Origin of the sequence: Crossiella cryophila (assembly GCF_014204915.1) — a bacterium.
In the GTDB taxonomy this organism is placed as follows: Bacteria; Actinomycetota; Actinomycetes; order Mycobacteriales; family Pseudonocardiaceae; genus Crossiella; species Crossiella cryophila.
Map to the genome: position 1 here is coordinate 4,220,880 of NZ_JACHMH010000001.1, position 21,126 is coordinate 4,242,005.

Annotated in this window: 20 protein-coding genes; 10 read left to right on the top strand and 10 right to left on the bottom strand. The window is 70.4% G+C overall.

Annotated elements, in window-relative coordinates:
* The first annotated feature begins 2 nt into the window (after positions 1-2).
* The gene (locus tag HNR67_RS18835; protein ID WP_185003559.1) at positions 3-2,435 is read left to right on the top strand and encodes an NACHT domain-containing protein; all 2,433 of its coding nucleotides are present in this window, start codon (positions 3-5) and stop codon (positions 2,433-2,435) included.
* A 27-nt stretch (positions 2,436-2,462) separates the two neighbouring features.
* On the opposite strand, the gene HNR67_RS18840 is transcribed toward HNR67_RS18835, so the two are convergent.
* Positions 2,463-3,014 carry a flavodoxin family protein gene (locus HNR67_RS18840; protein ID WP_185003560.1) on the bottom strand — a complete coding sequence of 184 codons (552 nt, stop codon included), beginning with the start codon at positions 3,012-3,014 and terminating at the stop codon, positions 2,463-2,465.
* A gap of 118 nt (positions 3,015-3,132) precedes the next feature.
* Between HNR67_RS18840 and HNR67_RS44535 the strand changes: the two genes are divergently transcribed.
* On the top strand, positions 3,133-3,585 hold the full coding sequence (locus tag HNR67_RS44535; RefSeq protein WP_312987575.1) for a MarR family winged helix-turn-helix transcriptional regulator: 453 nt from the start codon (positions 3,133-3,135) through the stop codon (positions 3,583-3,585).
* A gap of 6 nt (positions 3,586-3,591) precedes the next feature.
* Positions 3,592-4,179 carry a molybdenum cofactor guanylyltransferase gene (gene mobA, locus HNR67_RS18850; RefSeq protein WP_185003562.1) on the top strand — a complete coding sequence of 196 codons (588 nt, stop codon included), beginning with the start codon at positions 3,592-3,594 and terminating at the stop codon, positions 4,177-4,179.
* Here the strand turns inward: mobA and HNR67_RS18855 are convergent.
* The gene (locus tag HNR67_RS18855) at positions 4,152-4,763 is read right to left on the bottom strand and encodes a TetR/AcrR family transcriptional regulator (RefSeq protein WP_185003563.1); all 612 of its coding nucleotides are present in this window, start codon (positions 4,761-4,763) and stop codon (positions 4,152-4,154) included. The two genes, mobA and HNR67_RS18855, sit on opposite strands and share 28 nt — an antisense overlap.
* A gap of 90 nt (positions 4,764-4,853) precedes the next feature.
* On the opposite strand from HNR67_RS18855, the gene HNR67_RS18860 reads away from it, so the two are divergent.
* The 4 genes from HNR67_RS18860 (at position 4,854) to HNR67_RS18875 (ending at position 9,232) form a co-directional block, all read left to right on the top strand.
* Positions 4,854-6,068 carry a cytochrome P450 family protein gene (locus tag HNR67_RS18860; RefSeq protein WP_185003564.1) on the top strand — a complete coding sequence of 405 codons (1,215 nt, stop codon included), beginning with the start codon at positions 4,854-4,856 and terminating at the stop codon, positions 6,066-6,068.
* 130 nt (positions 6,069-6,198) lie between these two features.
* A complete protein-coding gene (locus HNR67_RS18865; protein ID WP_185003565.1) occupies positions 6,199-7,287 on the top strand; it encodes an AAA family ATPase in 1,089 nt (362 codons plus the stop codon).
* Positions 7,284-8,261 (top strand): DUF58 domain-containing protein, encoded by a 978-nt coding sequence (locus HNR67_RS18870; RefSeq protein ID WP_185003566.1) that lies wholly within the window; start codon positions 7,284-7,286, stop codon positions 8,259-8,261. Before HNR67_RS18865 ends, HNR67_RS18870 begins: the two co-directional genes overlap by 4 nt.
* On the top strand, positions 8,261-9,232 hold the full coding sequence (locus HNR67_RS18875) for a VWA domain-containing protein (protein ID WP_185003567.1): 972 nt from the start codon (positions 8,261-8,263) through the stop codon (positions 9,230-9,232). Before HNR67_RS18870 ends, HNR67_RS18875 begins: the two co-directional genes overlap by 1 nt.
* A gap of 777 nt (positions 9,233-10,009) precedes the next feature.
* On the opposite strand, the gene HNR67_RS18880 is transcribed toward HNR67_RS18875, so the two are convergent.
* Positions 10,010-11,215, bottom strand: a complete 1,206-nt coding sequence (locus HNR67_RS18880; protein WP_185003568.1) for a cytochrome P450 — start codon at positions 11,213-11,215, stop codon at positions 10,010-10,012.
* Positions 11,216-11,518: 303 nt separating this feature from the next.
* Here HNR67_RS18880 and HNR67_RS18885 point away from each other — a divergent pair, with 303 nt between their 5' ends.
* Positions 11,519-12,823 (top strand): helix-turn-helix domain-containing protein, encoded by a 1,305-nt coding sequence (locus HNR67_RS18885; RefSeq protein WP_185003569.1) that lies wholly within the window; start codon positions 11,519-11,521, stop codon positions 12,821-12,823.
* Positions 12,824-12,857: 34 nt separating this feature from the next.
* Here the strand turns inward: HNR67_RS18885 and HNR67_RS18890 are convergent, their stop codons facing one another.
* A complete protein-coding gene (locus HNR67_RS18890; RefSeq protein WP_185003570.1) occupies positions 12,858-13,544 on the bottom strand; it encodes a TetR/AcrR family transcriptional regulator in 687 nt (228 codons plus the stop codon).
* Between the two features lie 80 nt (positions 13,545-13,624).
* Between HNR67_RS18890 and HNR67_RS18895 the strand changes: the two genes are divergently transcribed.
* Both HNR67_RS18895 and HNR67_RS18900 read left to right on the top strand, forming a co-directional pair.
* Positions 13,625-14,581: a quinone oxidoreductase family protein gene (locus HNR67_RS18895; protein WP_185003571.1), complete on the top strand. Its 957-nt coding sequence runs from the start codon at positions 13,625-13,627 to the stop codon at positions 14,579-14,581.
* Between the two features lie 15 nt (positions 14,582-14,596).
* Positions 14,597-15,436 (top strand): SDR family NAD(P)-dependent oxidoreductase, encoded by an 840-nt coding sequence (locus HNR67_RS18900; RefSeq protein ID WP_185003572.1) that lies wholly within the window; start codon positions 14,597-14,599, stop codon positions 15,434-15,436.
* A 2-nt stretch (positions 15,437-15,438) separates the two neighbouring features.
* Here the strand turns inward: HNR67_RS18900 and HNR67_RS18905 are convergent, their stop codons facing one another.
* Genes HNR67_RS18905 through HNR67_RS18930 form a run of 6 tightly spaced genes read right to left on the bottom strand, consistent with a single transcriptional unit; the run spans position 15,439 to position 21,012 of the window.
* The gene (locus HNR67_RS18905) at positions 15,439-16,374 is read right to left on the bottom strand and encodes a TAXI family TRAP transporter solute-binding subunit (protein WP_185003573.1); all 936 of its coding nucleotides are present in this window, start codon (positions 16,372-16,374) and stop codon (positions 15,439-15,441) included.
* Entirely contained in the window at positions 16,371-17,774 is a 1,404-nt protein-coding gene (locus HNR67_RS18910; RefSeq protein WP_185003574.1) for a sensor histidine kinase, read from the bottom strand. Before HNR67_RS18910 ends, HNR67_RS18905 begins: the two co-directional genes overlap by 4 nt.
* A 1-nt stretch (position 17,775) precedes the next feature.
* Positions 17,776-18,441 (bottom strand): response regulator transcription factor, encoded by a 666-nt coding sequence (locus HNR67_RS18915; RefSeq protein WP_185003575.1) that lies wholly within the window; start codon positions 18,439-18,441, stop codon positions 17,776-17,778.
* A gap of 10 nt (positions 18,442-18,451) precedes the next feature.
* Positions 18,452-19,033, bottom strand: a complete 582-nt coding sequence (locus HNR67_RS18920; protein ID WP_185003576.1) for a DUF4333 domain-containing protein — start codon at positions 19,031-19,033, stop codon at positions 18,452-18,454.
* A gap of 15 nt (positions 19,034-19,048) precedes the next feature.
* Positions 19,049-19,972, bottom strand: a complete 924-nt coding sequence (locus tag HNR67_RS18925) for a hypothetical protein (protein WP_185003577.1) — start codon at positions 19,970-19,972, stop codon at positions 19,049-19,051.
* Positions 19,969-21,012, bottom strand: a complete 1,044-nt coding sequence (locus tag HNR67_RS18930; RefSeq protein ID WP_185003578.1) for a trypsin-like serine peptidase — start codon at positions 21,010-21,012, stop codon at positions 19,969-19,971. Before HNR67_RS18930 ends, HNR67_RS18925 begins: the two co-directional genes overlap by 4 nt.
* Positions 21,013-21,126 lie beyond the last annotated feature (114 nt).

Consider the following 21,126-nt stretch of genomic DNA (forward strand, 5'->3'; position numbering starts at 1 on the left):
CTTTGGACAGACTGGAACTGCTCGGACTCACCATGCAGGAGCAGCCGCGGCTGGCGTTGAGCGTGGCCTACCTGAGCCTGTCGGTGTCCGAGTCGGCACAACCGCGGGCCCGGCGGGAACTCGCCGACGGACGCTGGTTCGGCGACGGCGAGCGCGGCCCGGTCAGCGGACGGGTCGAAGCCGCCATCGGGGCTGCCGAACGCACCCTGGTCCGCGGCGAGGCCGGATCCGGCAAGACCACCCTCCTGGACTGGCTGGCGGTCACCGCGGCCCGCGGGCACTTCACCGGGCAGCTCGCCGAGTGGAACGGGTGCGTGCCGTTCCCGGTGCGGCTACGCAGTTTCGCCGCGGGACAGCTGCCCCAGCCGGAACAACTGCTCACGCACGCCTGGCCGATGCGCGGGGCCGAGATGCCCGAAGGCTGGGCGCACCGGCGGCTCAGCGACGGCACCGGACTCGTGCTCCTGGACGGGGTCGACGAAGTGCCCGCCGGACAACGCGCCGAGGTGCGCAACTGGCTGCGGCAGCTGGTCGCCGAGTTCCCCCTGGCCCGGATCGTGGTCACCGCCCGGCCCGCCGCGGTGGAGGAGAAATGGCTGGCCGACGAGGGATTCCGGGCCGTCCTGCTGGAACCGATGACCGGCGACGACATCCGCCGGTTCATCGAACGCTGGCACACCGCCGCCGAGCAGGCCAGGTTCCTGCCCTGCGCACCCGGTGACCTGCCGGCCGCCCGGCAACGCCTGCTCAACCAGTTCACCACCCGCCCCCAGCTCCGCGCACTGGCCGCCAACCCACTGCTGTGCGCCCTGCTCTGCGCGCTCAACCTGGACCACGTGGCTGATCTGCCGCGCAGCCGGATGGAACTCTACGAACGCGCCCTGGCCATGCTCCTGGACATCCGGGACGCCAAACGCCGCATCGCCGGACTCCTCGACGTCGCCCAGAAACGGGTGCTGCTGCGCGACATCGCCTGGCGGCTCACCCTGGCCAACCGGATCGAACTGCCCAGAGACAAGGCCCTCGACCACATCGCCCGCAAACTCCCGGCCATGCCCAACGTCACCGAACCAGCCCCGGAAATCCTCGACCACCTCCTGGAACGCAGTGGCGTGCTACGCGAACCCGTGCCAGGCCGGGTCGACTTCCTGCACCGCACCTTCCAGGAGTACCTCGCCGCCAGCGAGGCCACCGAACAGGACCACATCGACACCCTGGTCGCGCACGCCCACCTGGACGCCTGGTGGGAGACCGTGGTGATGGCCGCCGGACACGCCAAACGCACCCAGGCCGACGAACTACTCACCCAGATCCTGGACCGCGCCGACCACGAACCCCGCCGCGCCAGGAAACTGCGCCTGCTCGCCGCGGCCTGCCTGGAAACCGTGCAGGAGATCGACGCCGGCCTGCACGACCGCCTCGACACGCTGATCCGCACCCACCTGGTGCCACCGCGCGGCATCCGGGAAACCGAGTCCCTGGCCGCCATCGGCCACCGCCTGCTGCGCTACCTACCGTCCACAGTGGACAAACTGTCGGATGCTGTTGCGGCAGCGACCGTCCGGGCCGTCGCGCTCACCGGTACCGCCGAGGCGCTGACCCGGTTGGCGGGCTATGTCCAGGATCCCCGGGGCTGCGTGCAGCAGGAACTGATCCTGGCCTGGCGGATGTTCGACCCGGCCCGCTACGCCGAGGAGGTCCTGACCGACGCACCACTGATCAACGGCCAGATCGGGATCGCCGAGGGCCGGTTCCTGCCGCACCTACGGAAGCTGCAACGGATGACCGAGGTGATGGTGCTGTTCGCCGAGCCCCAAGCCAGCGGCCTGGACGCGCTCACCGGCCTGCCGCTCTTCGACACCCTGTGGTTCCGGTTTGACGGACGGCCAGCCGACCTGAGTCCGCTCGCCGAACACCCCCGGCTCCGACTCCTGTACCTGATGGGCGCCGCGCACTACCTGACGCTCGAAGCGCTGACTCAGCTCCCCGAACTGACCGAGTTGACGTTGCGCCAGCTGGAACCGTGGCAAAACCTGGAGTTCGTGCGGGCGCTCCCCGGACTGCGCACCTTGAAGCTCGTCGGCTTGGAACGGATCACCGACTACGCCTTGCTGGAAGACCTGCCGAGCCTTGAACAGCTGTCGTTGGAGAATGTGTCGAACTTCGACTCGTCCACTGGTCGCCCGTTGCGGGAGGTCCGTTCCTTGCAGCTGAGTCGGTGGACCGATCCGCGGTGCGTCGAACAGATCGCCGAGCGCTTCCCGGCACTGCGCAGACTGCGGCTCTACAAGGGCGAACTGCCCTCGGCCGCGCCGCTCGCCGCCCTGCCGCTGACCACGCTTTACCTGTCCCGCTGCGGCCCCATCGACCTGAGCCCGCTGGACGGCCGGGACATCGAGATCTACGTCGACGGTGTTGCCCGCTCTCCACGATGAGAGCGGGCAAACCCCCAGTTCACCCACTCAGACCGAAGCGAAGAACACCTTCGCGTTGGCCATCGCCTCGGTGTCGGCCAGCACGTCGTCCGGCTTGCTGCCGTTGCCGGTCAACGCCCCCGCGAACTCCATCTTCAGGTACTCCGCCGAACGCCGGAGCGTGTCGATCAGCGCGTCCGCCTGGTGCGGCTCCTCGCTCAGCGCGGTGATCACCCACAGTCGCTTCCCGGCCATCCGGCCCTTGAAGCCCAGCTCCTCGATATCGAACCAATCACTCCAATAATCGAGGTAGCGCTTGGTCGAGGAGGACACCGTGTACCAGTAGGTCGGCGAGGCGATCACGATGTCGGTGGCCGCCACCGTGGCGTCCAGCAGGAGTTTCTCGTTGCCCTCCGGTGCCGGGTGCAGACGATTGCCCGGCACATGGCGGCGGTCCGCGTAGTCCGTCAGGGGCAGCGTGGCGAGGTTGAACCACTGTTGCTCGACGTTCGTAGGGAGATTTTCCGCAGCGTTACGTGCCAATGTCTCTGTGTTACCACCCAGGCGTGAGCTGCCGAGGAGGAACAGGAACGAGCGCATAGAACGGGGACCTTCCTAGGGGATATAGTAGATGCATGCACCTACATGTACTTCGGCCGAGTTGGATACTGGCACCGGAGGTAGGCTCCGGTCAAGGGGCGTGGTTGTGGGGAAGACAGTGACAGCGAAGAACACGACGACGACCGCGCGGGACGCGGTCGACGAACCGGCCTGGCGACGGGTGATCACCCTGCACGGGCGGATCGAGCAGGAGCTGGCCAAGGCGTTGCAACGGCGGTTCGGGCTCGGGCTGACCGAGTACCGGGCGCTGAGCAGGCTGGCCGAGGTGGACGGGTGCAGCCTGCGCATGCAGGTGCTCGCCGACGCCATCGGGCTCAACCAGAGTTCGGTGTCCAGGCTGGTCGCGCGGCTGGAGGAGGCCGGGCTGACCGTGCGGGACCCCTGCGAGAACGACCGGCGCGGGGTGTACTCGATGCTCACCCCGGAAGGCAGGGAACGCCAGGCACTGGCCGAACCGGTCTACCGGGAGACGCTCAGCTCCGCACTGGACAAGGCCGCCAGCGACCCCGACCTGGCCGAGGCCGTGGCCGCGTTGCGGGCGGCGGGCTGATCGTCGATGACACGCTGGGACGCCGTGGTGCTCGCCGGGGGACGGGCGAGCCGATTGCACGGCGTGGACAAACCGGCCCTGCGGCTCGGCGGACGCAGCCTGCTGGACCACGCGCTGGACGCCGTCGCGGCGGCGGAGCGCGTGGTGGTGGTCGGTCCACAACGGACGGTGACCCGCCCGGTGTCCTGGACACGTGAGGAACCAGTCGGATCGGGACCGCTCGCGGCACTGGGGGCCGGACTGTCCCGACTGTCCACATCGGAGGGTCTGGTGGCGGTACTGGCCGCCGACCAACCGGGTGTCACCGCCGCCACGGTGTCCCGGCTGCGCGCCGCACTGTCCGAAGTGGACGGAGCGGACGGCGCGCTGCTGGTGGATGCGGGCAGGCGGCAGTGGCTCACCGGGGTGTGGCGGATCGGCGCGTTGCGCGCGGCCATGCCGGAGCACCTCGCGGGCGCGGCCTTGCGCGCGCTCTTCGGCGGGCTGACCGTGGTGGAGGTGCCAGCGGACGTGCGGGAGGGGCGGGACGTGGACACGCCGGAGGACCTCGCCGCCTGGCGGGCCGGTTATCCGGATCCGGGCAGTTCGGTCTGATCCGGCGCGGTGGCCAGCAGGGCCCCGTAAGCCCGTTCGATCAGCCTCGCGGGATCGTAGGCCTGGCCCAGATTCCACGGCATCAGCATGCTCAGCTGCAGGCCGCGCAGGAAGATCCCGATCATGTCCAAGGTCTCCCGGTCGGCCGGGAGGCCCTGTAGTCGGTGGTTGATCCCCATCTGCCGGGTGACCAGCTCGTTCAGCTCGTGCAGGGTCGGCCGCAGGCCCGGTCGCCGGATCGCCTCCAGGTTCAGCTCCAGCATGGCCAGGTTGAAGATCCGGCCCTCATCCGCCATCCCGGTCAGCATCAGGCTGATCGCCTCGGATGCCTCGTTGGGCGTGGCCATCTTCTCCGGGAAGCCCTCGATGGTGCTGATGATCTCCCAGTGCCGTTCGGCCACCCGGTTGGCCACCGCCACCCAGAGCGCGTCCCTGGTGCGGAAGTAGTTCGAGGTCGTCCCGGTGGGCACCGCGGCGTGTTTGTCCACCGTGCGGTGGGTCAGCCCGTGACCGCCGTCCCTGGCCAGGACGTCGATCGCGGCGTCGGCCAGGTGCTTCTTGCGCGCTTCGTTCTGGGGTGGCACGTGATCAGTCTGCCGCACGCCCGTGCCCGCGCCGGAAAGTCACTGCTATGGTAGTACTACGAACGTAGTGAACGGTCTTGAGGAGGGGAAATGTCGACCACGCGGTATGGGGACGACCAGATCGTCGAGAGCATCCAGGCACTGGGACCGGCTTTGGCGCGGATCACCGAGCCGCGGCCGCCGGAGCTGCTCTGGGAGATCGGCGGACGGCAGCAGTGGGTGCTCACCCGGCACGCCGATGTCACTGCGCTGCTGGCCGCGCCGCAGGCCACCGTGCGGGTGCAGGTGCCGACCAACCCGCAGGGGCCGGTCGGTGAGGCGCTGATGGCCATCGCCGGGCTGATCGGCGGCTCGATGCTGCAACTGGACCCGCCGGAGCACACCCGGCAGCGCAAGCTCGTGGTGCGTGCCTTCAGCGCCCGCCGGGTGGACGCGCTGCGACCGCGGATCGAACAGATCGCCGCCGAACTGCTCGACGAGCTGGCGCGGCGGAGCGGGCCGGTGGACCTGGTGGCGGAGTACGCCTTCCAGCTGCCGATCAGGGTGATCTGCGAGCTGCTCGGCGCGCCGGTGGCGCGGCGGGAGCTGTTCCGGGAGTGGTCGCACGCGATGACCTCGCTGTTCGCCGACCTGGCCAACGCGCCCACCTACGTCGGGCTGCTCAACGACATGGCCGAGTACCTGCGTGAACTGGTCGTGGTCAAACGCGGCGAGGGCGCCGGCGACCTGCTCGGCGACCTGGCCGCGGTGGAGGTCGACGGGCAGCACCTCACCGACGCGGAGATGGTCGCGATGGCCGCGTTGCTGATCTTCGCCGGGCACGAGACCACCACCAACCTGATCGCACTGGGCACGCGCGCGCTGCTCACCCACCCTGACCAGCTCGAACTGCTGCGCACCCGCCCCGACCTGCGCAACAGCGCGATGGAGGAGTTCCTGCGCTTCGACGGGCCGATCAACCCCGGCCTCAACCGGGCCATCACCGCCGACCTGCCGGTCGGTGGCGTGGTGATCCCGGCTGGCAGCGCGGTCTACGCCGGGGTGAGCCTGGCCAACCGGGACCCGGCGGTCTTCGCCGACCCCGACCGCCTGGACGTGACCAGGGACGCGGGCAAGCACCTCGGCTTCGGGTACGGCATCCACTTCTGCCTGGGCGCGCGGCTGGCCAAGCTGGAGGGCGAGGTGGCCATCGGCGCGCTCATCGAGCGCTTCCCCGGGATGCGGCTGGCGGTGCCCGAAGAAGAGCTGAAGCTGCGGATCAGCGGCCTGCGGGCGCTGGAAGCCCTGCCGGTCCTGCTGGGCTGACTCGATTCGACCCCGTCGCTTCGCTCGCCCTGATCTTTCACAGCCGTCATACCCGACGCGGGGTTTGCTGTGTACCGGCACGAGTGGGGTGCGTGCCGGTACACAGTCTTTCGTTCTAGGAGGTTCGCCAGTGACCGAGCCCGGGTACGCCGAGGGCGCGGCCGCGATCACGCCCGCGCGCGACGCACAACTGCTCGAGCGCACCGTGTTCGAGGTCAAGCGCGTCATCGTCGGCCAGGACCGGCTGGTGGAACGCATGCTGGTGGGCCTGCTCGCCAAGGGGCACCTGCTCCTGGAGGGCGTGCCCGGCGTGGCCAAGACCCTCGCGGTGGAGACCTTCGCGCGAGTGGTCGGCGGCTCCTTCTCCCGCCTGCAGTTCACCCCCGACCTGGTGCCTGCCGACATCCTCGGCACCCGGATCTACCGGCAGGGCAGCGAGAGCTTCGACGTCGAACTCGGCCCGGTGGTGGCCAACTTCGTGCTCGCCGACGAGATCAACCGCGCGCCCGCCAAGGTGCAGTCGGCCATGCTCGAGGTGATGGCCGAGCGGCACGTGTCCATCGGCGGCAAGACCTTCCCGATGCCCGACCCGTTCCTGGTGCTGGCCACCCAGAACCCGATCGAGAACGAGGGCGTCTACCCGCTGCCCGAGGCGCAGCGCGACCGCTTCCTGTTCAAGATCATCGTCGAGTACCCGACCGCCGAGGAAGAGCGCGAGATCGTCTACCGGATGGGGGTCACCCCGCCGGAGCCGTCCCAGGTGCTCAGCCCGGAGGAACTGGTCCGGCTGCAGGGCGTGGCCAGCAAGGTCTTCGTGCACCACGCGCTGGTCGACTACGTGGTCAGGGTGGTGCTGGCCACCCGCTCGCCCAACGAGCACGGCCTCGGCGACGTCGCGGGCTGGATCGCCTACGGCGCCTCCCCGCGCGCCACCCTGGGCATCGTGGCCGCCGCCCGCGCGCTCGCGCTGGTCCGCGGCCGGGACTACGTGCTGCCACAGGACGTGGTGGACGTGGTGCCGGACGTGCTGCGGCACCGCCTGGTCCTGTCCTACGACGCCCTCGCCGACGGCGTGCCAATGGACCACCTGGTCTCCCGGGTGCTGCAGACCGTGCCGCTGCCGCAGGTCTCCGCACGCCCGCAGGCGCCGCAGCCGCAGCTCGGCGTGCCCATGCAGCCGCCGCCCGTCCCGCAGGCCGCGCCGGTCCAGCGCCCGTGACCGGCACGCCTGACCCCGACACCCCGGCCGTCCCGGAGGCGCCGGTCGCCAAGCGGCCGTCCTGGGCGCCGCCCGCGCTGGACGAGGGCCGCCTCGACGTGGCGCTGCGCACCCTTGAGCTGACCGTCCGGCGCAGGCTGGACGGGTTGCTGCAGGGCAACCACCTCGGCCTGGTGCCGGGGCCGGGCACCGAACCGGGCGAGGCGCGGCCGTACCAGCCTGGTGACGACGTGCGCCGGATGGACTGGGCGGTCACCGCCCGGACCACCGTGCCGCACATCCGGGAGACGGTGGCCGACCGGGAACTGGAGACCTGGGTCGTGGTCGACCTGTCGCCCAGCCTGGACTTCGGCACCGCCGCCTGCGAGAAGCGCGAGCTGGCGGTGGCCGCGGTGTCCGCGGTGACCCACCTGACCGGGGGCGGCGGCAACCGGATCGGCGCGATCGTGTCCACCGGCGAGCACACCGAGCGCATCCCCGCGCGCGGCGGCCTCGCCCACGGCAGCGGGCTGCTGCGCCGGATCGCGCAGACCAAGCGCGCCCCCGACGGCACCCGCGGCGACCTCGCGCTGGCCCTGGAACAGCTGCGCCGCCCGCCGCGCAGGCGTGGCCTGGCCGTGGTGATCTCGGACTTCCTGGGTCCGCTGAGCTGGGAGCGCCCGCTGCGCGCGCTCTCGGCCCGGCACGACCTGCTGGCCATCGAGGTGCTCGACCCGCGAGACGTGGAGCTGCCCGACGTGGGAACCGTCGTCCTGTCCGACCCGGAGAGCGGCAAACAGCGCGAGGTGCACACCACCCCGTTGCTGCGCAAGGAATTCGCCGCCGCGGCGAGCGCGCACCGGGACCAGGTGGCCGCGGTGCTGCGCGGTGCAGGCGCCGGTCATCTGGTGCTGCGCACCGACTCGGACTGGGTCGCCGACACCGTCCGGTTCGTGGTGGCCCGCAAGCGCCGCTGGTCGGGAGGGGTGGCCTGATGTTCGGCCTCAGCCTGCGCGGATTCACCGCGCCCTGGTGGTTCCTGCTGGCGCTCGCGGTGGCGGTGCTGGTGGTGGTGTACCTGCTGGTGCAGCGACGCCGGCGCCGCTACGTCATGCGCTTCACCAACCTGGAACTGCTCGAGAAGGTCATCCCCAAGCGGCAGAACTGGGTACGGCACGTGCCGCCAGCGCTGCTCGCGGTGGCGCTGATCCTGCTCACCGTCGCCCTCACCGGCCCGACCTCCGAACAGCGGGTGCCCCGCAACCGCGCCACGGTGATGCTGGTCATCGACGTGTCGCTGTCCATGCAGGCCACCGACATCAAACCGACCCGGCTGGACGCGGCGAAGAAGTCGGCCAAGTCCTTCACCGAGGGCCTGACCAAGGGCGTCAACCTGGGCCTGATCTCCTTCGCGGGTTCCGCGGTGGTGCTGGTCTCGCCGACGGTGGACCGCAAGCCGGTCGCCGATTCGATCGACACCCTCAAGCTCGGCCCCGCCACCGCCACCGGCGACGCGCTGAACGCGGCCATGGCGACCATCGAGTCCTTCGGCAAGCTGCTCACCGGCGCCGATGGGCCGCCGCCCGCGCGGATCGTGCTGATGACGGACGGCAAGAAGACGGTCGGCGCGGAGCCGGTCGAGGTCGCCACCCGGGCTGGCAAGGCGAAGATCCCGGTGTCGGCGATCGCGTTCGGCACGGACTACGGGACGATCGAGAACGAGGGCCGGGTCACGAATGTGCCGGCTGACGTGGAGACGATGAAGGAGATCGCCGAGGCGTCGGGTGGGGATTTCCACAAGGCGGACACGGCGGAGCAGTTGCAGAAGGTGTATGACACGTTGGGGGAGCAGATCGGGTACGAGACCAAGGAGGACGACGCGAGTCGCCCCTGGCTGATGCTCGGCACACTGGCTCTCATCGTGGCAGCCGGCACCTCCCTCATCTTCGGCCAACGCCTCCCGTAACCCCAGCGTGTTGGTCGTTGTGGGGCACGAGCGACGATCAAGGGCGTCCTCGCCGGACGGGCAGAAATCAAAGGATGGGGGGGAAAATCAAAGGCAGAGAGCAGTGCTCGTACGGTTCCCCATCCCCGTCAGCCTTCCGATACCAAACCACATCCTGGGCGCGCGGACCCCTGCGGTTGGGTGGCTAGGGCGGCGGCGGGTTGCGGGTCCGCGCGCCCAGGATGCGGTGTGTCCTCTCCAGGCTGACGGGGATGGGGAACCGCTCGGGTGGGGTTTGAAAAGCCACCCCGTCTGCTGGTGTTCGGGCTTCGCCCGGTCGCGGCGTGTGTGAACCGCCTAGCCGCATCGTTCCCGGGCTTCGCCCGCTTGCCCGCAACGCTCACCGCTCCGGGCTTCGCCCGCCCACAACGGCCAACGTGGTGTACAAGAACGGCCAACACACCGTCCCATAACGGCCAACACGCGCGGAGGGTTGAAACCCTCGCCGGCGTGTTGGCCGTTCTTGTACCGAGTGTTGGCCGTTCTTGTACGCCTGGTTGGCCGTTGTGGGACGCCTGAGTCGCCCAGCTCTCTGGATTCCGCCCGCGCCCTCATCCCCGCCTCGCCGCCTGCCCGTCCATAACGGCCAACGTGCCGTACGACAACGGCCAACACTCCGTACGACAACGGCCAACACGCGCGGGTGGGGGTGAGACCCGAACCTCGCTCGGCGTGTTGGCCGTTGTTGTACTGGGTGTTGGCTGTTTTGGGACGGTGTGTTGGCTGTTGTGGGTGGGGTTACCAGGCGATGGGCATGGTGCGGGGGCCTCGGACGATCATTTGGGTTTTCCAGGTGATGTCGCCGGCCAGGTGGAGGTTGGGGAGGCGGGCGAGGAGGACTCGGAGGGCTTCCTGGAGTTCCATGCGGGCCAGTTGGGCGCCCAGGCAGTGGTGGACTCCGTGGCCGAAGCCGAGGTGTTGGATGTTCTCCCGGGTTACGTCCAGGACGCCGGGGTTGGTGAATTTGAGGGCGTCTCGGTTGGCTGAGCCTACGGAGACGAGGACCGGCTCGCCTGCCTTGACCAGGACTTCGCCTACGTGGACGTCCTCGGTGGCGTAGCGGGGGAAGCTGGCGCCCACGCCAAGGGGGGTGAAGCGGAGGAGTTCCTCTACGGCGTTGGGGATCAGCTCTGGCTCCGTCTGGAGTTTCTTGAGCTGGTCTGGGTTTTCCAGCAGCATCCAGAGGAAGTTGGGGATCTGGGTGGCTGTGGTCTCGTGGCCTGCGATGAGGATGCCGACGCACAGGTCGACCATTTCCAGTTCGGTCAGGCGGTCGCCTACGTCGCGGGCCTCGATCAGGGCGGTCATCAGGTCGTCCTGGGGCGCCGCGCGGTGTTCGGTGATCAGTTTGCCCATGTAGGCGCGCAGGTCTTCCTGGTTCTGCGCCATCTCCTCGGGGGTCAGGCCGGTGGTGGAGAGGGCGTTGTCGCTCCAGACCCGGAACTGGGGGCGGTCCTCGGTGGGGACGCCCAGGAGTTCGCAGATCACCGCGACCGGGATGGGGAGGGCGTACTCCTCGACCAGGTCGGCCGGCGGGCCCTGCTCGATCAGGCCGGTGATCAGGGACTCGGCCAACTCGATCACCCTGGGGCGGAGTTGCTCGACGCGGCGCACGGTGAAGGCCTTGGTGACCAGGGTGCGCAGGCGGGTGTGGTCGGGCGGGTCCATGGCCAGGATGCCGCCGGGGCGGATCACCGGCCACTGCCTCGGCGCGTCCCTGACCTCGGCCATCGCCCGGCTGAAGCGCTTGTCGCCCAGCACGAAGCGGGCGTCGGCGTAGCGGGTGGCCAGCCAGGCCGGTTCGCCGTAGGGGAGGGTGACCCGCAGCATGCCGGGGGTGTTGCGGATCTGCTCGTAGAGATCGGACAGACCCAGGCCCGCGGCCTCGTTGAACGGGTACGGGATGGGGTCGAGATCCGTGGCGGCAGCTCTCGTGGTGGTCATGCGACGCTCCCGACTTCGCTTGTAAGCAACTGCTTACAACGCTAGGCCGGTGGGTGGGGGGCGTCAACGCGCGATCGGGTGGATCGGTTCCCGCCACCTGGCTCTGGCGGGGGAGGGCTTTCGGGGAGCAGAATTTCTGCCCGATTTACCCGGGTTTACGCCGAACGGGTGGGTGATCGAGTGGTCTATACCGCTACTCTCGGTACTAGCCCGATGTGAGCCACGCCATGGGTAGGGGGCCCTATGAGCGGCGTAGAGGATCGCGATCCACCGATCCCCTCCTCGACGTGGGAAGAACCCGAGATGCGCACCGCGTTGGTCCGCCGGGACATCTCCCGCGTCTACCAGCTGTTGCGCCGACTCGGCATCACCCAGAAGCGCATTGCCGCCCGGACCGGACAGTCGCAGTCCGAGGTCTCCGAGATCACCAAGGGCCGTCAGGTGATGGCCTATGACGTGCTCGCCCGTATAGGTGACGGATTAGGCATTCCGCGTGGTTACATGGGGATGGGTTACTCACCTGGAGTAGCCGCGGTTGGGCCATCCGGCGGGAGGGAGGACGAGGACGTGCAACGGCGCAGGTTCCTCGCCGCCGCCGCGAGCGCCGTCGTCGGTGCGACGCTGGACTTCGGCTGGGGGCAACTGGGACCACTGCGCGATGTGGCCAGTCCGACCCCGGTGCCGGGCCGGCTGGGACTGGAGGACGTGCGGCGGATCGAGGCAGCGACGGGGGCGTTGAAGGCCCTGGACTACCAGCAGGGCGGGGGGTCGGTCCGGGACGCGGCCATCGCGCATGTCTCCTGGTGCAGACGATTGCTCTCCGCGGACTGCACGGACGCGGTCCGCGAACGATTACTCAGCGCGGTCGCCGGCGCGCACCGGTTCGCCGGCTGGACCTCCTTCGACGTCGGCCTGGCCGACGCCGCCCGCTACCACTACGTGCAGGCGGTGGAACTGGCCAAACAGGCCGAGGACCACGGCCTGATGTGCAGCGTGCTCTACGCCGCGGCCCGGATCGAGCTGCACAACGGCGCGGTCAACGACGCGCTGAAACTGTTCCAGCTCGGCGAGATCCCGGCCGCCGACGCCGCCGACGCGCACGCCGGCGCGGTGCTCGCGGCCAACCAGGCCTGGGCCTACGGCAGGCTCAACCGGCCCGACCTGGCCAATACCGCGATGGCCCGCGCGCGCCGGGACTTCGCCCGCGCCCAGGAGTACGGCGAACCGGAACGACCCAGCTGGGCCTCGTTCTTCACCGCCGCCGACCTGGCCGCCAGCGAGGGCATGATGCACCTGGAGATGCGCGACGGCGACCCGTTCCGGGCCATCCCGCTCTTCGAGCACTCCATCGGCCTGCGCACCGGACTCACCGCGCGCAGCCAGACCTTCGAGCGCATCGCCCTGGCCACCGGGTACCTGCGCGCGGGGGACCACCGGCTCGGCGTCCCGGCGGCGGTCGCCGCGGTCGCCTCGGCCGAACAGCTCCAGTCCCGCCGGGTGCTGGACCGGCTCACGCCGCTGCGCCTGGAGGCGGCCCGCCGCCGGGACCCGGACTGCCAGCAGCTCGTGCACGAGATCACCGCCGTGCAGTCGCAGTACGCAGCCTGACTTCTGCCACCGAGGTCAGTCCGCGCCGCCAGGTTCAGTCGCCTGGCCCGGCCTCCCGCCGGGCCAGGACCTGCTCCAGGCCGCCGATCAGCAGATCCAGCCCGAACTCGTACTGGGCCGGGCCACCACTGCGGTTGAGTTCGGGCACCAGGTCCACCAGGGTCGGATACCTGGTGCGGGACAAGCCATCCAGGGTCTCGCGCAGCGCCCGCCGACCCGCCGGGTCGGCCAGCTGCCTGCTGAGCTGGACCTCCCAGGCGGCCACGCCGAGCACGTGGTTGAACAGGGTGAGATAGGCCCGGACCGCGGTGTCCCGGTCGAACCCGGCCGCGCGCAGCACGCCGAGCAGCGCCTCCACCGCGTGCGGCACCTCGTGCCCGGCCAGCGGGCGCGCGGTGAACAACTGCACCAGGCAGGGGTGGGCCAGCATCATGTCCCGGATCGCCCGGCAGGCCACCCGGACCCGTTCCTGCCAGGTTTCGCCTTCGGCCCGCACCGGGTGCTCGGCCATGGCATGGTCGCGGACGGCGTCGAAGAGTTCGTCCCGGCCGCGGAAGTAGGTGTAGAGGGCCATCGGGCCGACGCCGAGCTGCTTGGCCAGGGCGCGCATGCCGAAGGACTCGACACCCTCGGCGTCGAGCAGGTCCAGGGCGGTGCGCACGATCAGCTCGGGGTTGAGCGTGTTACGAGGCGCACGTTTGCGCTGAAGCTGTTCGGTCATGGTTGCCTCCTCCTTACTGTACAGCGTACTGTACGCCGTACAGCAGTTGCTGGCACTGGGGCAGGGCAAAGGAGTGGCACGTGCGCGCGGTACAGATCACCGAGTTCGGCGGACCCGAGGTCATGCGGCTGGTGGACCTGCCGGATCCGGTCGCGGGGGACGGGCAGGTGCTCGTCGAGGTCGACCGGGCAGGCGTCAACTACGGCGACACCCACAACGTGGAGAACTCCTACCTGGCCCCGGCCAAGCTGCCGCTGATCCCCGGCGGTGAGGTCATCGGCCGCACCGCGGAGGGCCGCCGGGTGATCGCGCTGATCGACTCCGGTGGTTACGCGAGCAAGGTGGTGGCCGCGCCGGAGCGTCTCTTCGACGTGCCGGAGGACATCTCCAGCGGTGACGCGCTCGCGCTGATCTGCCAGGGCACCACCGCCTGGCACATCCTCAAGACCTCCGCGCGGATCCAGCCGGGCGAGTCGGTGGTGGTGCACGCCGCCGCCGGTGGCGTCGGCTCCCTCGCGGTGCAGCTGGCCAAGGCATTCGGCGCGGGCACCGTGATCGCCACCGCCTCCACCGAGGACAAGCGCAAGCTGGCCCTGGACCTGGGTGCGGACGTCGCGGTCGACGGCGCGCCGGAGGGCCTGGCCGAGCGGCTGCGCGAGGCCAACGGCGGCAAGCGGATCGACGTGGTCCTGGAGATGGTCGGCGGGCCGGTCTTCGACGACTCGCTGAGCGTGCTGGCCCCCTTCGGCCGGATCGTGGCCTACGGCAGCGCGGGCCGGGTGCAGCCCACCCCGGTGCTGCCGGCCAAGCTGATGCGCGGCTCCCAGTCCATCGTCGGCTTCTGGCTGATCGACTGCCTGCGCAACCCCGGCGCCCTCATCCAGGAGCCCTTCGACCAGATGGTCGAGCTGGTGCGCGCCGGCACGCTGCGCCCGCAGATCGGTGGCGAGTACCCGATGTCGGCCTCGCGCACCGCGCACGAGGACCTGCGTGCCCGCCGCACCGTCGGCAAGCTCGTCCTGGACCCGGCCCTCTGACCTAGGGAGTTCGCTGTGCGAGACCTGACCGGCAAAGTCGCCGTCATCACCGGTGCCGCGGGTGGCATCGGCACCGCCCTGGCCAACTCCTTCGCCGCCCAGGGCATGCGCCTCGCGCTGTCCGATGTGGACTCATCGGCCCTGGACGCGCTGGTGAAGTCCTTCCAGGACAAGGGTGTCCAGGCCATCGGTGTACAGGCGGACGTGGCCAAGGCCGCGGACCTGGAGACCCTGGCCGACCGTACCTACGCCGAGTTCGGCGCGGCACACGTGCTGTGCAACAACGCGGGCATCGGCAGCTCCGGCCTGACCTGGCGGCTTACCCTCGAAGAGTGGAAGCGCGCCATCGACATCAACCTGTGGGGCGTGATCCACGGCCAGCACGCCTTCCTGCCCAGGATGATGGCGCAGGAAGAAGGCCACATCGTCAACACGGCCTCGATGAGCGGCCTGCTCGCCGGGATGGGCACCGGCCCGTACGCGGCGACGAAGCACGCGGTGGTCGGGCTGACCGAGACCATGCACCACGAGTTCGTCATCACCGGTTCCCCGCTGCGGGCCTCGGTGCTGTGCCCGGCCTGGACGAGGTCCAACATCGCCGAGAGCACTCCGCCGGCGAACGGGGAGGGCCTGGAGGCCAAGTTGATGGCCAAGGCCAGCGAGGCCATCGGCGCCGCGGTCCGCGCGGGCAAGCCGGCCGAGGAGGTCGCGGACGCGGTGGTCGAGGCGGTCAAGGAGCAGCGGTTCTGGGTGCTGACCCACCCGGAGTTCCTGCCGGTGGTGACCGACCGGTTCAGCCGCGCGGTCAACGGCGAGGAGCCGGTGATCCCGCCGGTCATCCCGCAGCAGCGCTGAGTTCAGCCGTGTAGTTCCCGGTAGACCCCGGCCGCGCCGGGGTGCAGCGGGATGGCCGCGGTGCTGATCAGCGCCCGCGGATCGAGGAACTGGATGCCCAGTGCGTCCTGCGGGATCAGGCGGTCGGCCCGGGTGAGCAGCACCCGGGTCACCGCCGCCGCCACCTCGACGGGGAGTTCTTCCCGGCACACCACCAGGTTCGCCACCCCGATGGTCGGGATCGGCCGCGGCGCGCGGTACACGCCGCTGGGCACGGAGACCTGTTCGTACACCGGTCCGTGCGCGGTGCGCAGCGCGGGCAGCACGTCGTCCAGGGGCAGCAACCGGATGGGCGTGCGGATGTCGAGTTCCTCCAGGGCCGGTGTGGGCACGCCGCCGGACCACACCAGCGCGTCCACCCTGCCCTCGGCCAGGGCCGCGGCGGCCTCGGCCAGCCGCAACTGCGGGCCGGGGGTGAGGTTGAGCCGGGTGGTGATGCGGTCGGCGACCATGGCCGCGCCGGAACCCGGTGCCCCCATGGCGATCCGGCGACCGGCGAGTTCGGCCACCCGGCGCACCGGACTGGCCGCCGGGACCGCGATCTGCAGGTAGTTCTCATAGATCCGGCCGAGTGCGCGCAGCGGCAGCCGTTCGGTGAACGGGGTGGCGCCGGTGGCGGCGGCCTCGCAGGCGTCGGCGTGCGCCAGGGCCAGGTCGACCTCGCGGGTGCCGAGCAGGCGCAGGTTGGCCACGCTGGCCTGGGTTTGCGCCGGGGTGGCGCGCAGGTCGGGTTCGGCGGCGGCGATCTCGGCGGCCAGCCGGGTGGCGAAGGCCAGGTACGGTCCGCCGGGTTCGCCCGCGCCGATGGACAGTCCGCGCGCGGGGCCGGGGTAGTCGGTGCTGGTGCAGGCCAGCGCGGCCAGTGGGGTGAGCAGGAACAGCCTGCGGGGCAAGGTCATCCGGCGGTCCTGGGGAGTCCGATGTGGACGGACAGGCCGTGTGGCTGGGCGGTCTCCAGGGTGAGCCTGCCGCCGTGCGCGGTGACGAGTTGTTCGGCGATGGCCAGGCCGAGGCCGGTGCCGCGGCTGCCGCGATGTTCCTGGGAGCGCCAGAACCGTTCGGTGGCCAGGGCGAGTTCCTCGGCGGTCAGGCCGGGGCCGTTGTCGGTGACGCTGAGCCGCACTGTCTCCGGTTCGGCCAGCAGCGCCAGGGTGATCACGGCCTGGGCGCCGGCGTACTTGATCGCGTTGTCCAGGACCACGTCGAGGACCTGGGCGAGTTCCTCGGCGGGGAAGGCGGCCACCACCGGCGTGCCAGGGGTGCGGCCGATATGGAGGGTGATCCCGGCGGCGGTGGCCGCGGCGGACCAGGCGTCCCGGCGGTCGGCCAGTACCAGCAGCGGTTCGCAGTCGGCGGGTGGTTCCTCCAGTGTGGACGGTGAGCGGAGTTCGGCGGCCCGGTTCTCCGCGCTGGCCAGGGTGAGCAGGCCGTCCAGGAGTGCTTCCAGGCGGTCGACCTCGCCGAGCACGGACTGGTAGGAGCGCTGGGCCGGTTGCGCGACCGAGGGGCCGAGGGCGTCCACCCGCAGGCGTAGTGCGGTCATCGGGTTGCGTAGCTGGTGGGAGGCTTCGGCGACCAGGCGGCGTTGCCGTTCGGCGGCGTCGGAGACCGCGTCGGACATCTGGTTGAACGCGGCGGCCACCACCCGGAGTTCGGCCGGTCCGTGCACCGCGACCTGGGCGTGTGCTTCCCCGGAGGCGACCGCGCGCACCCCGCGTTCCAGCTCGCGCAGTGGCCGCAGCACCCAGCGGGACACGCCGAGGGCCAGGCTCACGCAGGCCAGTGCGGCGGCCAGCGCGCCGAGCAGCACCACACCCCAGCGGCGGGCGATGTCCCCGGCGGCCGCGGTCACCGCGGCCCGCAGCACCACCGCGCCGGTGACCCGGATGCCGGTGCCGACCGGGCGGGCCAGCAGCACCGGTTCGCTGGACCAGGGCGTGAGTGGGTCCACTGTGGACTGACGTTCGTTGCGCAGGGCCCCGTCCACCAGGCGGACCACGGCCGGGTCGGCTGGCCGGAGGTCGCCGGTGGCCGCGAGGGAGCCGCGCCGGGTGTCCACCACCAGCACGGCCTCGCCGTACAGCTCGCCGTAGCGCTGGATCTCCGCGGTCAGCGCACCCAGGTCCCCGGTGGTGCCCGCGGTGTCGGCGAGCGCGGCGAAGCGGTCCAGGTCGGCGGTGCGGGAGAGCAGGAGTTGCTGGGTGCGTTCGGTGGCGGTGCTCATCAGCAGCGGCCAGGCGAAGGCGGCCACCGCCAGCACCGAGAAGGCCAGCAGCACCACCAGGAGTCGCCGCCGCACCCTAGGGCTCCAGCCGGTAGCCGAAGCCGCGGATGGTGCTGATCAGGTTGGGGCGGCCCAGTTTCGCCCGCAACTGGGCGATGTGCACGTCCAGGGACCGGGAGATCGCCACGTAGGCGTCGCCCCAGAGTTCGTCCATGAGCTGCTGGCGGCTGACCGCGGCGCCCATCCGCCGGGCCAGCGCGGCCAGCAGGTCGAATTCCTTGGCGGTCAACGTGATCGGCGCCCCGGCCACCTCGACCCGGCGGCTGGCCAGGTCGATCCGGACGTCGCCGGTGACCACCTCGTCGGCGGGTTCCTCGGCGGTGGCCCGGTGCGCGGCCCGCCGGGTGACCACGTCCATCCTGGCCAGCAGTTCGGCCAGCCGGACCGGTTTGACCAGGTAGTCGTCGGCGCCCAGGCGCAGACCGCGCACGACGGAGCGTTCGTCGCCGCGCGCGGTCAGCACCATCACCGGCACGGTGGCCACCCGGCGCAGCTTGCGCAGCACCTCGAGACCGTCGCCGTCGGGCAGACCCAGATCAAGGAGCACCAGATCCACCTCCCGGTGCCCGGTCAGCGCGTCCGCGCCGTGCCGGACCCGGCGGGGCTGGTGCCCGTGCGCGGTGAGGACTTCGACGAGGGCGTCCGCGACCCCGTCGTCGTCCTCCACCAGCAGCACCTTCATGCGTCGCAGCCTATTTGGGCTGCCCGACCTCGTACTCACCGGAGTCGTTGGTGACCTTCACCGGCACCTGCCGCTGCTTGCCGTCCACGGTGGCGGTGCAGGTGAAGGTGTTGCCGGATTTGATCGCCGGCTGGTTCGGGCAGGTCACCGCGGTGACCTTGGCGATGCCGAAGTTCTCGGTCAGCACCTTCTGCACGCCGGTCTGCACCGCCTTGGTGTCGAGCACCTTGCTGGTGAACACACCCAGGAAGGCCAGCACACCGAAGACGATCCCGATCAGCACCAGGCCGACCAGGCCGTAGAGCAGCGGCTTCTTCGCACTGCCATCGGACTTCTGCTGCGGCCCCTGCCCCTGCTGCGGCGGCCCGCCGTAGGGCGCGCCACCGTAGGGACCACCAGGGCCGCCGGGACCCTGCTGGGGGTAGCCGGGCGGCGGGGTGGGCGCGCCCTGCTGCGGATAGCCGGGCGGCGGCGTGGGCTGCCCACCCCACTGCGGTTGCGCGGGCAGCGGCTGCTGCGGCTGCTGGTACGGGTTCGGCTGCTGCGGCTGACCGCCCCACTGCGGCTGCTGCGGCTGGTACGGGTTGCTCATCTCTTACCTCGGTATCTACAGCGCGGCGAGCCGGTTGAAGAAGTCCTTGCGGGCGTTCAGATCAGGCAGGTCGGTCCGGTCCAGCGGCGAGGGCTCCGGCGGGAAGTCCTTCGCGGTGGCCTTGCCCAGGATCTCGTAACCCACCTGGATCTCGATCTTCGGACCGCCCTTGTCCACGATCCCGTTGATCTCGATCTTCTTGAGCTGCCCCTGCGGGTCCATGGTCACCGTGGTGCGCAGGAAGGACTCCAGCATCGGCGGGGTCATCTGCTTCTTGAAGTCCTCCGGGAAGCTCAGCACCCTGGCGTCCACAAAGGACTTGAGGGTGACCCCGGTGAGCAGTTCGGCGGTGCCGTCGGCCTGCTGCCGGTACTCCTTGACCAGCCCGGCCGGCGAGGACTTCTGGGTGGCCTTCATCGCGTCCTGCATGGCGCACACCGTCTGCACCCCGGTCAGCAGGCACACGTTGAACCCGTCCTTGGGGGTGAAGGTCGGGAACCGCACCCACGGGGTGGTGGCCAGCGAACGGAACCGCTCACCCAGCAGCAGGTAGTCCCACTCCGAGCCGCTCGGGTGGTACTGGTCCAGGTTGTCCTTCATGTCCTTGCTGGTGCGGGACTTGGTGAAGATCGCGGGCGGTTCCGGCTTGGCCTTGTCCGCCGCCTGGTAGCGGAAGACGTCGATCTCCTTGTCCGTCTTGCGCTCGTTGAACCGCCCGTGCCAGAACACGGTCGACTTCTCGTCCCGTGGCTTGATCAGCTCCTGATCGAGCTTCTTGAACGCGCCGTCGAACTGGGCCGCCATGTAGGCGGTCACCGCCTGCTGGTCGGCAAGGGCGAGCCCGGGGGAGGCGCTGCTGCACCCCGCCGCGGTGATCGTCACGGCCAGTGCGCCGGCCAGCGCGGCCAGCCGCCCGCGCCGCTGGGTTCTCGTCATCATCCCGCGTCCGCCTGCTTGTAGAGGTTGTGCGCCACCTGGCCGAGCACCGCGCCGGAGAGCGTCCTGGCGTTGCCCACCGAGGACACCGAGACCACGATGCCCGCGCCCCGGCCCGGATCGAACCTGGTGAACCACGGCCCGCCCGAGCAGCCCGGGGTCATCACGCAGTTGATGGTGTAGTCGCCGAAGGGCCCCTTGACCCAGTTCGGCGAGGAGCAGTACCGCATCACCTTGCCGTCGAACGGCGGCGCGGTCGGGTAGCCGATCGCGGTCAGCCCCTCGGCCAGCACGCCGAAGGCCATGCCCTGCGCGCCGAGCGCGTCCTGGATCTTCTTGCCGCCCAGTGGCCGCATCCGCAGGAAGGCGATGTCGTAGGCCCAGCCCTCGCCGGAGGTGCCCCGGTCGGAACTTTCCGCCTTGGTCAGGAACTCGCGGGTGGTGTAGATCGACTCCGCCGCCCACTTGCCGTGCGGGGACTGCCCGGCCCGGTCACCTGGCACGAACATCACGTTGTCCGCCCACGTCTTCTCGCCCTGGGTCTCCCACACGCAGTGCCCCGCGGTGGCCACCAGGACCTTGGACGGCGAGCTGATCACCGAGGCCGAGCACACGTACGGCTTGCCGCCGAAGGTGTAGTAGAGCCGTCCCACCGTGGTCTCGCTCAGCCCGGCCCGCGACCAGGCGTCGCCGCGCGGGTTGGTGCCGTTGGAGTCCGGCTTGACCTGCCCGATCGCCCCGTCGGATGGCTGGATCACCACCTGCGCGCCCGGGTTCTCCTTGGGCACGTCGCTGCCGCCGTCGCTGGGACCGGGCTGCTTGGGCCGGGCGTCGCGCAGCCGGTCGCTGTTCCAGTAGTCGTTGACCTGCTGCGGGGTCGTGGAGAAGGTCTTGCGCAGCTCCGAGGTCGGGCCGCCCTTGATCTCGTCGGCGATGTTGCGGGTGGAGGGCCCGGCCTTCGGTGTCCCAGGAGAGACCTGGGTGCAGGCCGTGAGCGCGGTGGCGGTGAGCAACACCGCCACGACGGCACTCAGTTGTCGCATCGTCAATACCCCAGATGGCCGTGAAACGCGGATACCGCGGGCAGATTAGCCCGATCGGAGCCATCTCACCCGGGGAAGCGACGAAATGCCCGCCGGGTGGGCGACAAGCACCAC